Origin of the sequence: Azospirillum soli (assembly GCF_017876165.1) — a bacterium.
Lineage (GTDB): Bacteria > Pseudomonadota > Alphaproteobacteria > Azospirillales > Azospirillaceae > Azospirillum > Azospirillum soli.
On record NZ_JAGINQ010000047.1, the window covers coordinates 1 to 15,057 of the forward strand.

Sequence of the window (15,057 nt, forward strand, 5' to 3'; positions counted from 1 at the left end):
TCTGCGGGACCCGTCAGAGGACGCGGACTCGCCGATGGCCGGGCTGATGTGGGCGTTTGGGAGCGGGTTCCCGAAGTCGTTGGACTTGGGAAGGCGCTGGTCAAGGCCGCCGGGGCGGAGCGGGAAGTGGTTGGAGTTCGGCAGCGCTTCGGGCGCGAAGGCCGAGCCACCTACGGGGTATGCGAGGGCAGCGTCTATGGCGCGCCCGCGACAGCCATCGGTGGCGTGGCAGCAACCGCCCCCGCCACGGACGCCGCCAAACTCTTGGACAGCTAAGGCACTGCCGTAAAGCCGGCCTACGAGCCCATCATCGTCGCGCGGAAACCCCTGAACGGGACGGTGGTCAGCAACGTGCTGGCCCACGGGTGCGGGGTGCTGAACATTGAAGGGTGCCGGGTGCAGACCGATGACACCACCGCCCGGTACGCATGCCACACGATGCCTGGCGGCAACTACGAGCGCCATGCCCCATCAGAGCGGATCGAATGCGCCGGATCACCGTTGGGCCGCTTCCCCGCCAACCTCCTGCACGCCGGCTCTGTCATGATGATGAAGGCGTTCGCAGCGTTTGGGGAGCGTCGCAACGGCGGTCAGAGTGCCAACAGCGCGGATTGGGAAGGGATGTTTGGTGACCGCTCTGCTGGCGTAGCCCCCACGCGGCTTGCTGGCGACAGCGGCATCGCCGCCCGCTTCTTTTACACGGCTAATTTTACACGGCTAAGGCGAGCGGAGATGATCGCTGGTTCGTCTGCCCCATCTGCGGCACCGCCCACCCGAAGCGAGAGCGGGAGGCACACCGCCACGGGCGCGAAGCGTTGGGCCACCTCGTCCAACATCCGACCGTTAAGCCCACCAGCCTAACCGAATATTATGCTCGACACATCCTCCCGCCCGCTGGGATCGGCCATCCACGCCGTCTGCTGGTGCCATTCGCCGGTTCCGGCTCGGAGATGGTCGGCGCCATTCGAGCCGAGTGGGAAGAGGTGGACGGCATCGAGCGGGAGACGCCTTACTCGACGATCGCCGACACGCGGTGCCGAAATGCCGAGGCGCACGTCGCTGCGCAGAAGGCCAAGCAGGCACCGGTCGCCGACCTGTTCAACGTGGCCGCAGAATGACCCGCTCTACGCGCATCAACAAAGCAGCTCAAAACACCAGCTTCGCCAGCTGATAGATCGCAACCCAAGGGGCGGAGACAAGGAGCATCCAAGTCGCCACCAGGGGCATGCCGGCCAGCCTTTTCTGTGCCGGTGCGACAAACGAAGAAACGTGGCCAATCGGTTCGGCTGCTTGGATGTACTGGGACATGATTACCTGCCAGTCTGTGTGTAACGGCAGAATGCCCGCGATCTATTAACGCCGACTGAAGTTGGGGGTAGACGGTGCAGGCGATTGCGTATTACCGCCGCCGAGCAAATCGAGGCTGAGAGCCATGCCATTACCCCACAACTACCTGGAGGACATCGCAGCTCGCCTCGAACCGGGCATGCGCCGCGCTTTCCTCGATGCGATACAGGGGTTGCGGGCGACAGTCGATCCCGCCCAGGTCGCAGCCTTGCTGGAGCACGGCGACATCGCCGGGGTGAGCGACGCTATTGGCCTGAACGATCCGGCATGGCTCGAAGCCTTCCGCCGCTCGATGGCGGAGCGGTTCGTTGCCGGTGGAAAGGAGACGCACGCCGGCATCCGCGATCTGCTGGTAGACGCCATCGCCCAGGACATCGTGCCCGCCGGATCGGACGCCCGCCTCACCGCCATGTTCGGGGGGCGGAACCTGCCGGCGGAGAAGGCCCTGCGGGACTACGACATGACCCTGATCCGGGACATCGGGGAGAACACTCGGGACGGAGTGCGGACCTTCCTGGAAGATGGCATGGTCGCCGGCTGGAACCCGCGCACCACCGCCTTGGACCTCTGCGGCCGCATCGAAGAGATCGGCAAGCAAGAGGGCGGTATGCTCGGCCTGACCAAAACCCAGGCCCGGAGCGTTCAGCGGGCGCGGGACGAGCTGGCGTCCACTGACCCGGCCCAGATCCGCCGATATCTGGGGCGGGAACTGCGGGATCGCCGCTTCGACGCCGCCGTGCTGCGGGCTATCCGGTCGGGTGATGCTATCCCGGTAGAGGTGCAGGAGAAGGCCGGCACCGCCTACAGCAACCGCTTCCTTCGGTACCGGGCGGAGGTGGTGGCGCAGACTGAATCGCTGCGCTCCGCATCGGTAGGGCAGGAGGCCGCGCTTTTGAACGCCGTCGCCACCGGGGCACTCGATGCAGGAAAGGTCCGGTCCTTCTGGGTGGACAACGATGATGAACGCACCAGGGATTGGCACCGGAAAGTTCCGAAGCTGAACCCGGACGGCATCCTGTTGGGTGACTTCTTCATCACGCCACTCGGGCCGATGCGCTACCCGCGTGATCCGGACGGGGAAGCCGCCAACGTGGTGGGGTGCCGCTGCTGGCGGCAGATCACCATCAGCTTGGGCAACAGTTGCTGGACATGGTGGCCGTTCCGGTTTCCCGCCAAGCCAGCGATTGATCAACGAGGGCCACCGGCATCCCGTCGATGTCCAATGGCGCCCGAAGGAGGGCGCTCCATGACGATCCATGCCAAGTTCCGTTGCTTCGAAGCCACCGAGATGCGCGACGACACCACGAAGGACAAGGTGTCCGAGATGGTCAATCTCCAGGCCGTGTATTCCGACGACCCGAACAGTGAGAACGCCTAGTGGTCGAAGGGGACGCCGGCGGGTAGCGTGGTCATGACCATCAGCAACCCGGAGGCCTTTGGGGCATTCGAGCCCGGCAAGGACTATCTTCTCGACGTCACGCCGGCGACCTGATCACCAGGCTCTGTCAGGCGCCGTCCCGACTACCGGGGCGGCGCCCTGCCCTTCGTCCCTCCCACCGCTATTCCGATCCGGAGCAGTTCGGCAATCCGGTAGAGCGCTTCCCCTCCAGCGGTCATCGCGGTTCAGCTGCGCTGGTTCTCGCATAGACCGGCATCGACGGACAGTTCGTCTGCCAATTTCACCAGACGCTCGTGGGCTTCGTCGTCCGTGATGGGGGCGTGTTCGGTCACGTCCCGACCGTAGCACAGCGCCTGCCGGGCGCCACGTCCAATCCCGTTTTCGACGACCCTGTCCTGAACTCCCTGGCCCCCACCGTTGGTCCGGCGGAGCACGCGAACGAGCCATGCCCGAGTTCTTCGGTGCGGCGGCTGGATCGCGTGAAGCGAACCCCGTGCGTGCCGGGTGATGTAGGGCTTCACATACTGCGGCGGCATCAGCCGCACCGTGTGGCCGAGCCGGGCAAGGGCGCGGGCCCAATGATGTGCCGAGGCACACGCTTCCATCCCGACCACGCACGCCGGCAAGGTGGCAAAGAAGCTCAGCCCGCCATCACGGCGCAGACGCTTGGCGAGAACGACCTTGCCATGGTCGTCAACAGCGTGGACCTGAAACACCGACTTGGCCAGATCGAGGCCGATGATGGTGGGCTGCATGGGAAGGGTCTCCGTCTCCAGAGGGCCGATCCCCTTCAGGTAAGATCACTCACCAGAGACGGGGGGCGGCCATCCCATCACGCTGGGGAGCGCCCCAAGACCGGTTGATGCAGCCGACCTGCCCTCCTGGCTGGGCTCCGACCTTTCCTCAAGGTTTGAGCGATCAGGAGGACGACGTGGCGCAAACGAGTTGGTACCGCATAACCCGCGCGGGCGGCTTGAACACGAGAACCAGCGTCCGAAAGCGTTGGGTCACCAGGGCGCCGCACCAGAGCGCAGCCTCTTCAGCGGCCAAGGGTGTTTCGCGCCCTCCACTCCCTTTGCAACGCGCGAAAACAAAGGCCATAAACCGTGGGTGCTCAGCCGTCATGGCCCGGTCGTGGCGGCACGACGTCGGTGGATCGCACGCCACCCCCCAGGACAGGCGGGAGCGCCGCATGGTTCGGCTGCATGGCATGGGAATTCGCGGACGGCTGCTGCTCGCCTTCGGGTCGGTGGCGGCCTTGGCGTTCATTGCCGCGCTGACAGCATGGCTGGGTTTCGGCGCGGTGAAGGACGCCGAAACCCTGATGATCGGCAGCGCCGTCCCCGCCATGACGACGGCGCATCGGGTGTCCGAGGTCAGCGCCCAGGTGGCCTCCGATCTCATCGTCCTCGGGCGCGCGACCACCGTGCGCGAGGTCGAGAAGCGATCCCAGCTGCTGAGCACGGGAAGCCGGACCCTGGCGACCCTGGTGGACGACCTGCAGACGCAGGGCGCGGCCCCGGCAACCACGACCGAGCTGCGAACCATCGTGAACCGGCTGTCGTCCAACGTCGATCAGCAGAAGGTCCTGCTGCTGACACGCCTCGACCTCGAACAGCGGTTCGCCGACGCCACCGGGCAGGTGCTGAAAGCCACCGACCAGATCGTCGATCTGTCACGCACGCTGGTGGAGAACGCCGACACGCGCGCCATCGCCGCCATCGCCCAGATCTATCGTCTGATCGAGCGGCCGGAGGGCTCCGCCCTGGCGATGGACGTACTCGACCAGCTGGTCGAGGAGCACCTGGACCAATTGCAGCGGATGACGGAGCTGCGCCTGCTCAGCAGCATCCTTGGCCAGCAGGTCGGACGGCTGACGCGCCTCACCAGCCGGCAGGAGATCGAGGAGTTGCAGGCGGCCTATCGACGCTCGTGGACGATCATCGAGCGCCGTCTCCGCTTCGCCGACGATCCCGAACGGCGGGCCGCGGCGGCGGCGCATCTGGCGGTGCTGCGGCCGCACGCCGACGGCACGCCCGGCAACATCTTCAGCCAGCGCCTCGACATCCTCGCGCTTGCCGCGACGGGGGAGCGCTTGGCGTCGGACAGCCGCGTCGACATCGACTCGCTGTCGGACCTCGTTGGGCGGGTGACCACCCATTCCAACGCGCTCATCGCCGACGCCGGCGCCAGCATGGCTCGGACGATGTCCGGCGCCCGCGCGACGTTGCTGGTTCTGGCATTCGTCTCTCTGCTCGTGTCGATCGCCATCGTCGTCTTCTACGTGCAGGGCAATCTGCTGCGGCGGATGACCGGGCTGCACCGCACCATGGATCGCCTTGCCGAGGGCGATCTCGACGCCGCGATCGGCATTCAGGGCAGCGACGAGCTGGCCAGCATGGCGCGGTCGCTGGAGGTGTTCCGGCAGACCGCCATCAGCCGCCGCCAGCTGGAGATCCAGCAGGTTCTGGTCAACGAGGAGCTCCGCCACTACCAGACCGACTTGGAGCACTTGGTTTCCGAGCGGACGGCGATGCTCCGCGACGCCAACGCCCGTCTCGCCGACGAAGCGGAGCGGCACGCCGTCGCCCGCGAGGAGGCGGAGGCGGCCAACCGCGCTAAGTCCGTGTTCCTCGCCACCATGAGCCACGAGATCCGCACGCCGATGAACGGCGTGCTCGGCATCGCGACCCTTCTGCGGGGCACCGAACTGACCGCCGAGCAGCGCCGCTATCTCGCCACCATCGTCGAGTCCGGACAGGTGCTGCTGCGCATCCTCAACGATGTGCTGGACTACTCGAAGATCGAGGCCGGTCGGCTCGAGTTCGAGGCCGTCGACTTCTCTCTCGAAGCCCTGATCGAGCGGCTGAGGGATCTGTTCTCACCGGAAGCCGAGGCCAAGGGCCTGTTGCTCGGCTTAGAGATCGACCCGGACCTGCCGCCCTGGTACCGCGGTGACCCCGGACGGATCCAGCAGATCCTGGCGAATCTCATCGGCAACGCCATCAAGTTCACGGACGAGGGGGAAATCTACGTCTCCGTCGAGGGCGAGGGGCCGTCCCGAGCAAGCGACGGCGAGCCGGTCTGGATGCTGCGCTTCGAGGTCGCCGACAGCGGCATCGGCATCGCCGAGGACAAGCATCCCGGCCTGTTCAACGCTTTCACGCAGGCGGAGAACTCCACCTCACGCCGGTACGGCGGGACGGGGCTCGGGCTCGCCATCTGCGAACGCCTCGTCCATGGCATGAACGGGACGATCGGCGTCGCCAGCACACCGGGGCGCGGGAGCACGTTCCACTTCACCCTGCCGCTGCCGGTCGGGCGGGAGCCGCCGGCACCGGATCTGCTGAACCGGGAGGGCGAACCGCTGCCCGCGATGACGGTGCTGCTGGTCGAGGACACCGAAGTCAACCGCCTGGTGGTCCGCACCATCCTCGAACGCATGGGGCACACCGTCGTCGAAGCGGTGAACGGTCGGGAGGCGCTGGCCGCAGTCGAGCAAAGCCGCCCGAACCTCGTGCTGATGGACATCAGCATGCCGGTCATGGACGGTTTCGCCGCCACCCGCGCGATCCGGGCGCATCCGGCCCCCCGCGTCGCCCGACTGCCGATCATCGCGTTGACGGCGCACGTCATCGAACGCGACGTTGGCCGCTACGCCGAGGCTGGGATGGACGGGCTGGTCGGCAAGCCGGTGGATCCGGCCCACCTGCTCGCGGCGATGCGCGCGGTGCTGGCCGGGCACAAGGCGTTCCGTCTGTCCGACGCGGCGTTTGCCACGAACCCGCCCACCTTCGACGCCCAGGTGCTCGCCGCCGACCGCGCCCGGCTGGGCGACGGCAAGGTGTCGGCCTTGCTCGCGACCTTCGAACGGGAAAGCGATCGGCTGGCCGGCCTGCTGGAACGCGGCGCCGTAGCGGGGGACTGGGCGGCGGTCGGCGACGCGGCGCACGCTCTCAAGAGTGCGTGCGCGCAGGTCGGGCTGATGGTGGCCAGCGCTCAGGCCCGCCGCATCGAGACCCTGTGCCGGTCCGGCACACCGCCGTCCGAGGTCGACCTCGCGGACCTCCGCACGGCACTCGACGCCGGACGGGCGCTGCTCGAGGGCGAGCGTCGGCGGCTCAGCCGCCCGTCGTGACCTCGGCGGTGAAGACATAGCCCTCGCCGTGGGCCGTCACGATGATCGTCGGGCTGCGCGGATCGGGTTCGAGCTTGCGCCGCAGGCGGCCGACGAGGACGTCGATCGATCGGTCGTTGGGCGCCCAGATCCGGTGGTTGATCTGGTCCATCAGATGGTCGCGGCTGAGCACCACCCCCGGCCGGCTGACCAGCGCCGACAGCAGCTCGTACTCGGCGCGCGTCAGCTTGATCAACTCTCCGTTGGGCGCTTCCAAGCGCCGCCGTTCCGGGGCGAAGCTCCAGCCCTCGAAGCGGAACACCGACGCCTCGGCGGCGGGGCGCGCCATGCCCGCGGTCCGGCGCAGGAGGTTGCGCACCCGCACCAGCAGCTCGCGCGTGTTGTAGGGCTTGGTGACGTAGTCGTCGGCGCCGATCTCCAGGCCGACGATGCGGTCGACCTCGTCGGTGCGCCCGGTCACCAGGATGATGCCGATGTCCGACGTGGCGCGCAGTTCGCGCGCCAGCGTCAACCCGCTCTCTCCCGGCAGGTTGATGTCGAGGAGCACCAAGTCGACGGCGTAGTCGCGCATGAGCTTGCGCATGGTGTTGCCGTCCTCCGCGGTGAGGACGTTGAACCCTTCGGCCGCCAGATAGCCGGCCAGCTTCTCGCGCGAGACGGCCTCGTCCTCGACGACCAGCAGGCGGACGGGATGGCCCGGTGGCTTCATGGCGGAATCACCCTTCGAATGCGTCAGTTTGGTTTGCGGTCATTGGCCGTCCCGTCCGGGTCGACGCCCGGTGCCGGTACGCCGAAGGTCGGCTTGAAGTCGGGCGGCGACAGGGAGGCGGCAAGGTCGATGCCGTCGACGGTGTCTTGGGTGACCAGGATCACGTCGGGCCCGGCATGCTTCGGCACCGGGCGTCCCTCCAGCACGCGCACCGCCTGGTCGATGGAGATGCGCCCCTGCAGGAGCGGCTGATCGGTCGGCGCCGCGAGGATGTGCCCGCGCTTGATGCCCCGATAGACCCCGTGCGTGAAATAGTCGGCCACGACATGGATCCGCCCCTGGAGACCGCGCGCCCGCAGCGCCCCCACCGCCGCCTCGGCGGCGACGCCGGCGCCGACGATGTAGTCGATCGAGGGATCCGCCTCCAGGACGTCCTCGATCAGCGACAGCTGAACCAGCTTGCCGGTGTCGCCATGTCGCACCGCGGCGATCTCCACCGCCGCGTCGCTGAGCGCATCGGTGAAGCCGCGCATCTTGCTGGCGGAACCGCCGTCAACCGACGGGCCTGGGAACAGGGCCGCCCGAACCGTGGGCGAGCCCTTCGGGTGACGCTCGGCTAGAAAGCGGCCGGTCAGGTATCCCATGCGGTACCAATCCACGCCGGCCATTGCGACGATGCCCTCCGGCCGCACCTTGTTCACGGTCGCCAGAACCGGAATGCGGCGCCCGACCTCGACGACGGCCGGCGTGTGCAGGTCGGCGCTGACCGAGCCCAGGATGACCGCATCGGCCCGCCCGTCAGCGCACTCCTTCAACTGCTCACGCTGGCCGTCGGCGTGGTCGTAGCCGCCGGCCTCCTTAACCGTCAACGCGACGCCGAGCCGGCGCGCCTGCTCGACCATGCCGGCGTTCACGCTGAGCCAGTACGAATCCTTGAGGTGCGGATACAGCGCGCACAGCCGCCAGGGGCGCGCCGCCGTGTCGAGCGGCTGGTGGTCCAGCGGGTGGGAGGGCGAGGTGTAGTCGAGCATCCGCTCCCACGCCTCCAGGCGCCAAGTTTCCGCAGCGGCCAGGGAAACGCCGGACACCGCAAAGACGAGCGCGGCGGCAAGCCGCGCCGACGACCGGCGCCTGTTACAACCGCTTACAATTTCTTTCGCTCTGTTCATGCCCGGCCGGAATCTCGTTCGCATCGCCGCAGTATCCTGATTGGGAAAAGGGGCTTCGGCAAGGCGCTTGGCCCCAAACGCAGATCCGTTCGACCGCGCTCCGGCGCGCCGACCCTCATCGCGAGGCCCATCATGAACCTGTCCCGGCGATTCTTCCTCTCGCTGTCGTCCGGCGTTGCCGCCGGCGCGCTAATCCCTGGGGGCGTTTCCTCCGCGGCGAAGGCCGTTGCCGGCAGCGTTCCGACGACGATCCCGCACGCGACGCATTACGGCGCCTTCCACGCCGTCGTCCAGCACGGCCGGCTGACCGCCGTGCGCCCGCTCGCCGAGAAGCACGACGCCATGCCGACGCCGATGCTCACCGAAGGCATCATCGCGCGCACCTACGACAAGACGCGCGTCCTCTACCCGATGGTGCGCAAGTCCTACCTGGAAGGCGTCGAGAACGGCACCGACACCAAGCCGGAACTGCGGGGCAAGGAGCCGTTCGTCCGCGTGTCCTGGGACGTGGCGCTGGGTCTCACCTCCAAGGCGATCCTCGACACCATCGACCAGCACGGCAACGAGGGCATTTTCAGCTCGTCCTACGGCGGCTGGTCGCACGCCGGCATCTTCCGGCCGAACGCGCTGCAGGGGCGCTTCTTCAACATCATCGGCGGCTGCTCGGTGACGACCGGCGACTATTCGGCCGGCGCCTCGCAGATCCTGCTGCCCTTCGTCATCGGCGACATGGAGGTCTACTCGGCGCAGACCTCGTGGGAGCAGATCCGCGACAACACCGAGGTGTTCGTCTTCGTCGGCTGCGACCCGTTCAAGAACAACCGCATCGAGTACACGGTGGCCGACCACCAGATGTACCCGCGCTGGATGGAGATCAAGAAGGCCGGGGTCAAGTTCATCTCCATCAACCCGCAGGTCACGCCGACGGACGAGGCGCTGGAGTCCGAGTGGGTGAAGATCGTCCCGAACACGGACACGGCCCTGTTCCTGGCCATGAGCTACCATGTCTACAAGGCCGGGAAGCACGACAAGGAGTTCCTGAAGACCCACACGGTGGGCGCGGACCGGTTCATCCAGCATCTGGAGGGCAAGGGACCGGACGGGGTCGCCAAGACGCCGGAATGGGCGGCCAAGATCACCGGCATCCCGGCCGAGAAGATCCGCGAACTGGCCGAACTCATGGCCGCCAAGCGCACGGAGATCGCCGGCGCCTGGGCGCTGCAGCGCGCCCACCACGGCGAGATGACCCACTGGGCGATCATCAACTTCGCCTGCATGACGGGCAAGATCGGCCTGCCAGGACAGGGCGTCGGCTTCAGCTGGCACTACGGCTGCGGCGGCATGCCGCAATCCGGCGCGTCGATGCCCGCCGGCCTGGGCCAGGGCCGCAACCCGATCAAGAAGATCTGCCCCGCCTCGCGCATCAGCGAGATGCTGCTCAATCCCGGCAAGGAATTCACCTACAACGGCAGCACCTACACCTACCCGGCCAAGATCGACCTGGTCTACAACGCCGGCAACAACTTCATGTCGCACCAGCAGGACACCAACGAGCTGATCCGCGCGTTGCAGACGGTCAAGACGGTCGTCGTCCAGGACCCGTGGTGGTGCGCCTCCTCGCGTTGGGCAGACATCGTGCTGCCGGCCAGCACGACGGTCGAGCGCGACGACGTCTCCTCCGCCGGCACCTACAGCAACGACAAGATCCTCGCCATGAAGAAAGTGATCGAGCCGCTGGGCGAGAGCCTGGACGACTTCGAGATCTTCCGGCGCCTGGCGGAGCTTTTCGGTGTCGAGCAGGCCTTCACCGAGGGCCAGACCCCGCTGGAGATCATCAAGGCGGCCTACGAGAAGAGCGCGGCCCCCATCCCGTTCGACGAGTTCTGGGAAAAGGGCATCGCCGAGGTCCCGGTGCCGAAGGAGGCGCACAAGTGGGTGCGGCATGGCGATTTCCGCAACGATCCCGTCAAGAACCCGCTGCACACCAAGTCCGGCAAGGTCGAGATGTATTGCGAGACGGTGGCCGCGTTCAAGCTGCCGGACTGCCCGCCCATGCCGACCTACATGGAACCTGCCGAGTTCCTCGGCAACGCCAAGCCGGGGCAGGTGCACGTGGTCAGCCCGCACCCGTTCATGCGGCTGCACTCGCAGATGGCCAACGCGGAGGTCCTGCGCAAAGGCTACGCGGTCTCCGGCCGGGAGCCGCTGCTGATCTCGGTCGAGGACGCCAAGGAGCAGGGGATCGTGTCGGGCGACGTGGTCGAACTGCACAACGAGCGCGGGTCGGTTCTGGCCGGCGCCGTCGTCTCCGACAAGATTATGAAGGGCGTGGTGAGCCTCCAGGAAGGCGTCTGGCCCCAGCTGGACTCCAAGGGGCGCTGCAACAGCGGACTGGTCAACTTCATCACCAGCTCCCGGCCTTCGAGCGGCCTGAACCAGGCAACGACGGCCAACACCTGCGTGGCCTTCCTGCGCAAGTGCACGGACGCGGAGACGCCGAACCAGGCCTACGAGCCGCCGCCGGTCCTGCAGCGCGAGGTGGCGCTGAAGGAGGAGTTTTACGGCTTCGACCGTGCGTACGGACTGGCCGACAAGGCGACCGCGAACATGGAGCCGGGCGAGAAGCTCTTCTACCAGCGCTGCACGGTGTGCCACGGCCCGCGCGATCCGGCCCAGTTCACCAAGCAGCAGTGGCAGGGCATCACCCAGAGCATGTTCCCGCGCGCCGGCTTGGACGATGATCAGCAGAAGATCGTCATGGAGTTCCTGCTGAAGAACGCCAAGGACGCGGCGCCTTGACCCTTGCCCCAGCGCTTCGCCCCGGCCGGGCGAAGCGCTGGGCGCGCCCGCCCGACGCCGGTTGCCTCCGGCGCATGTTGCCTTCCCATGGTGTATCGAATGCGGTCAATCCGGCAAAGCAGCGCTCCGCTCGTTGATCCCTTCGGTCGTGCGATCAGCTACCTCCGCGTCTCGGTGACCGACCGCTGCGACTTCCGCTGCGTCTACTGTATGGCGGAGGACATGAGCTTCCTGCGCCGGGCGGAGGTGCTGACGCTGGAAGAGATCGACCGCTTGGCCAGCGCCTTCGTCAGCCTGGGCACCCGCAAGTTGAGGCTCACCGGCGGCGAGCCGCTGGTCCGCCGTGACATCATGAGCCTGATCCATTCGCTTGGCCGCCATCTCAGGTCCGGCGCTCTCGACGAACTCACGCTGACCACCAACGGCTCGATGCTGTTCAAACATGCCGGGGGGCTGGCCGACGCTGGGGTCAGGCGCGTCAACGTGTCGCTCGATACGATCAACCCGCACAAGTTCCAGGCCATCACCCGTCGGGGCAAGCTCGCCAAGGTGATCGAGGGGATCCAGGCGGCCAAGGATGCCGGGCTCGCGATCAAGATCAACGCCGTGGCGCTGAAGGGCGTCAACGACGACGAGTTCCACCGCATGGTGGAGTGGTGCGGTGCACGTGGCTTCGACCTCACCTTCATCAAGGTCATGCCGCTGGGCGATTTGGGCGGCGTCTCGCGCCTCGACCAATACATTCCGCTGACCCAGGTGCGCGCCGAGCTTGCGACCCGCTGGACGTTGGAGGACACCGACCACCGCACCGGCGGGCCGGCGCGCTACGTGAGGGTCAAGGAAACCGGTTGCCGGGTCGGCTTCATCACGCCGCTGACGCATAATTTCTGCGAAGGCTGCAACCGGGTGCGCCTGAGTTGCACCGGCACACTGCACCTGTGTCTGGGGCGGGAGGACGCAGTAGACCTTCGCACGCCGCTGCGCATGAGCGACGACAACGGCCTGCTGGCCGACGCCGTGCGTGCTGCCATCCGGCGCAAGCCGCAGGGGCACGAATTCACGCCGGAGCATTCGATCGCCGTCGCGCGCCACTGCAGCGCGACCGGAGGCTGAGCGGCCGATGCCACCCGCGGTTCTTCGTCTTCCGTGCAAAGCATCGCTCCGCACAGGAGCTCACGCAGGAAAATTATCATGGGCTTCTCAAGCATCTCGCATTGGATCATCGTCCTGCTCATTGTTCTGCTCGTGTTCGGCGCAGGCAAACTGCCGAAGGTGATGGGCGACCTCGCCAAGGGCATGAAGAGCTTCAAGGCCGGCCTCAAGGATGAAGGTGAGGACGGGGGCTCGGCGCCATCGTCCGCCGCCATTCCGCTGCCAACGCACGCTTCCACGCCGAAGGATGGAACCGCGTGACGGTTGACAGGCGGGCGGACGCCCTCTGATAATCCATCATGTTCTGCGGGAGAGAGAGGCGGCATCCGCCTCCGCCGAAGGCGCAACCTCCCATAATCGCTCAGGCACACGGAACCGCAGAAACAGATCGCCGTCTGGAGAGAGGCCGAGGCGCTGAAATTTGCGTGCTCCGGCCCACCGAAGGGGCAGGCTCTCCGCGGAGCTGAAACTCTCAGGTAGAAGGACAGGGGGAGAGGCGCACCAGGCACGCAGCACAGCGTGTCCTGCCTCTGTTCGGAGTCTCTCCCGATGCATTTGCCCTTGGTGTCCGCCCCGCAGCCGCGTCTTCCCATGAACGGAGACGCGGCATGCTGATCGCCATCTACTTGGTCGCCATCACCGCCGAGGCCATGTCCGGCGCGCTCGCCGCCGGACGCCGCAACATGGACATTTTCGGTGTCGCCGTTATCGCCTTCGTCACCGCGCTGGGCGGCGGCACTGTCCGGGATCTGATCCTCGGACGCTTCCCCATCGGTTGGACCCAGCACCCGGAGTACGTCTACTTGGTGATCTTCGCCGGGCTGCTGACCACCGTGGTTGCGCGCTACCTGCATCACCTGAAACGTGTTTTCCTCGTCCTCGACGCCATGGGGTTGATCGCCTTCTCGTTGATTGGCTGCAGCGTCGCGCTCGAGATGGGCTACTCGACGCCCGTCGTCGTCATGGCCGGCATGATCACCGGAATCTGCGGCGGCGTTCTGCGAGACGTGCTGTGCAATCATGTACCGGTCGTGTTCCGCCACGAACTCTACGCAAGCGTCTCGCTCGTCGTCTGCACCCTCTTCCTTGGCCTTCGGGCATTCGGGATCGACACGGATCTGAACACCGCCATCAGCTTTGCCGGAGGCTTGACGTTGCGCCTGCTGGCCATTTGGGCCGGCTGGCGGCTGCCGACCTTTTCCTACCAGCAACGCTGGGAGTGACGGAACTCCGGGCTCTGGCTGCAGCCGTTCACGACCGTCGGCGCCGCGCTCGACCGTGAGCGGCTGCACCGACATTGGTGCGAAATTCGTTGGAAGCTGGCGATGTCGTGGTCTTGGCGGGTATCAGAGGCGTCCCGCTGAAGCCGAGAGTCAGATGCCGGACAAGGCCAACGAAACCCGCCGTCACAAGATCCCGCGCGCCCGCTACCGGGTGGCGAACTGGTCGGCTTACGATGCGGCCCTACGCTGGCGCGGCGATCTGACCGTCTGGGTGACGCCCGAGGCGATTGCCGCCTGGACGCCGACCAAGACCGGACGGCGTGGTCGGCCGGCTCGCTACTCGGCCATAGCCATCAAGGCCGGGCTGATGCTGCGGCTCGCCTTTGGCCGGCCGTGGCGGCAGACCGAAGGCCTGCTGGGTTCGCTCATGCGCCTGCTCGGCCTGGATCTGCCAATACCCCGATCACACGACCTTCTCCCGGCGCAGCGCCGATCTGGAGGTCGCATCGGCGCTGGCCAGGACCGGCGGGCCGGTCACCGTGGTGATCGATTCCACCGCACTCAAGGTGTTCGGCACGGGCGAGTGGCACCTGGAGACGCATGGCGACACCGCGCGCCGGAGTTGAAGAAAACTCCACCTCGTGGTCGATCCCGATACGGGCGAAGTCCTCGCCTCGGCACTGACGACGACGGAGGGCGGTGATGCCTCTCTGGTCGGTCCGCTCCTCGACCAGATCGCCCGCTCACTTGGTACGTTGCTGGCGGACAGCGCGTATGACGGGAACCCGTCTACCGTGCGCGCACACACCCGACGCCAAGGTGATCATTCCGCCGCGCTCGACGGCGGTGCCGAGCGACACCGCCGAGAGCGCCCCCACGCAGCGTGACCGGCACATCCAAATGATCGCAGAACGCGGGCGGTCCGGTACGGAAGGCGGTCCTTGGGCGAGGTCGCGATGTTGCGCTACAAGACGCTGATCGGGCGCAGCCTCCGTGCTCGGAGCCTGCCTGCTCAGAAGGTCGAGGCCGCCGTCGGCTGCAAGGTCATGAACATCATGAGCAGCCTCGGCAGGCCGGTCTCCCGCAAGGGTGCCTGATCACCGCCGGCCATTGGCGGACAC

The 15,057-nt window shown here is 66.9% G+C and carries 10 protein-coding genes, 2 pseudogenes and 1 riboswitch; of the genes and pseudogenes, 8 read left to right on the top strand and 4 right to left on the bottom strand.

All coding sequences use genetic code 11. The annotated features are described in order from the left end of the window. Positions 1–815 precede the first annotated feature (815 nt). Entirely contained in the window at positions 816–1,118 is a 303-nt protein-coding gene (locus J2852_RS30795; RefSeq protein WP_209883037.1) for a hypothetical protein, read from the top strand. A gap of 28 nt (positions 1,119–1,146) precedes the next feature. Here the strand turns inward: J2852_RS30795 and J2852_RS30800 are convergent, their stop codons facing one another. Further along, complete coding sequence (locus J2852_RS30800; protein ID WP_209883039.1) at positions 1,147–1,308, bottom strand: hypothetical protein; 162 nt, start codon at positions 1,306–1,308, stop codon at positions 1,147–1,149. Positions 1,309–1,432: 124 nt separating this feature from the next. On the opposite strand from J2852_RS30800, the gene J2852_RS30805 reads away from it, so the two are divergent. Next, positions 1,433–2,725, top strand: coding sequence for a hypothetical protein (locus J2852_RS30805; protein ID WP_209883041.1), 1,293 nt, complete (start codon positions 1,433–1,435; stop codon positions 2,723–2,725). A 521-nt stretch (positions 2,726–3,246) separates the two neighbouring features. Here J2852_RS30805 and J2852_RS31895 read toward each other — a convergent pair. After that, a pseudogene (locus tag J2852_RS31895) lies at positions 3,247–3,501 on the bottom strand (IS110 family transposase); the annotation flags it as partial. Positions 3,502–3,938: 437 nt separating this feature from the next. On the opposite strand from J2852_RS31895, the gene torS reads away from it, so the two are divergent. Next, positions 3,939–6,884, top strand: a complete 2,946-nt coding sequence (gene torS / locus J2852_RS30815) for a TMAO reductase system sensor histidine kinase/response regulator TorS (protein WP_209883045.1) — start codon at positions 3,939–3,941, stop codon at positions 6,882–6,884. On the opposite strand, the gene torR is transcribed toward torS, so the two are convergent. Then, a complete protein-coding gene (gene torR, locus J2852_RS30820; protein ID WP_209883047.1) occupies positions 6,868–7,593 on the bottom strand; it encodes a two-component system response regulator TorR in 726 nt (241 codons plus the stop codon). The two genes, torS and torR, sit on opposite strands and share 17 nt — an antisense overlap. 23 nt (positions 7,594–7,616) lie before the next feature. Continuing rightward, positions 7,617–8,786, bottom strand: a complete 1,170-nt coding sequence (gene torT / locus J2852_RS30825; RefSeq protein WP_343206856.1) for a TMAO reductase system periplasmic protein TorT — start codon at positions 8,784–8,786, stop codon at positions 7,617–7,619. A gap of 108 nt (positions 8,787–8,894) precedes the next feature. Here torT and J2852_RS30830 point away from each other — a divergent pair, with 108 nt between their 5' ends. The 5 genes and pseudogenes from J2852_RS30830 to J2852_RS30850 all read left to right on the top strand — a co-directional run bounded on the left by J2852_RS30830 (position 8,895) and on the right by J2852_RS30850 (position 15,033). Beyond that, a complete protein-coding gene (locus J2852_RS30830) occupies positions 8,895–11,561 on the top strand; it encodes a molybdopterin-dependent oxidoreductase (protein WP_209883050.1) in 2,667 nt (888 codons plus the stop codon). A 99-nt stretch (positions 11,562–11,660) separates the two neighbouring features. Beyond that, the gene (moaA, locus tag J2852_RS30835; RefSeq protein WP_209883052.1) at positions 11,661–12,674 is read left to right on the top strand and encodes a GTP 3',8-cyclase MoaA; all 1,014 of its coding nucleotides are present in this window, start codon (positions 11,661–11,663) and stop codon (positions 12,672–12,674) included. A gap of 78 nt (positions 12,675–12,752) precedes the next feature. Continuing rightward, positions 12,753–12,974 (top strand): twin-arginine translocase TatA/TatE family subunit, encoded by a 222-nt coding sequence (gene tatA, locus J2852_RS30840; protein ID WP_209883054.1) that lies wholly within the window; start codon positions 12,753–12,755, stop codon positions 12,972–12,974. 36 nt (positions 12,975–13,010) lie between these two features. Further along, a riboswitch (glycine riboswitch) is annotated at positions 13,011–13,101 on the top strand. 220 nt (positions 13,102–13,321) lie between these two features. After that, positions 13,322–13,936: a trimeric intracellular cation channel family protein gene (locus tag J2852_RS30845; RefSeq protein WP_209883056.1), complete on the top strand. Its 615-nt coding sequence runs from the start codon at positions 13,322–13,324 to the stop codon at positions 13,934–13,936. 154 nt (positions 13,937–14,090) lie between these two features. After that, positions 14,091–15,033, top strand: a pseudogene (locus J2852_RS30850) (IS5 family transposase). Positions 15,034–15,057: the final 24 nt, after the last annotated feature.

Bases quoted from the DNA above. Each gene is read 5' to 3' on its own strand.
- torT (WP_343206856.1), bottom strand. From the start codon at position 8,786: ATGCGAACGAGATTCCGGCCGGGCATGAACAGAGCGAAAGAAATTGTA.
- moaA (WP_209883052.1), top strand. From the start codon at position 11,661: ATGCGGTCAATCCGGCAAAGCAGCGCTCCGCTCGTTGATCCCTTCGGT.
- J2852_RS30845 (WP_209883056.1), top strand. From the start codon at position 13,322: ATGCTGATCGCCATCTACTTGGTCGCCATCACCGCCGAGGCCATGTCC.
- J2852_RS30830 (WP_209883050.1), top strand. From the start codon at position 8,895: ATGAACCTGTCCCGGCGATTCTTCCTCTCGCTGTCGTCCGGCGTTGCC.
- tatA (WP_209883054.1), top strand. From the start codon at position 12,753: ATGGGCTTCTCAAGCATCTCGCATTGGATCATCGTCCTGCTCATTGTT.
- J2852_RS30800 (WP_209883039.1), bottom strand. From the start codon at position 1,308: ATGTCCCAGTACATCCAAGCAGCCGAACCGATTGGCCACGTTTCTTCG.
- J2852_RS30805 (WP_209883041.1), top strand. From the start codon at position 1,433: ATGCCATTACCCCACAACTACCTGGAGGACATCGCAGCTCGCCTCGAA.
- torR (WP_209883047.1), bottom strand. From the start codon at position 7,593: ATGAAGCCACCGGGCCATCCCGTCCGCCTGCTGGTCGTCGAGGACGAG.
- torS (WP_209883045.1), top strand. From the start codon at position 3,939: ATGGTTCGGCTGCATGGCATGGGAATTCGCGGACGGCTGCTGCTCGCC.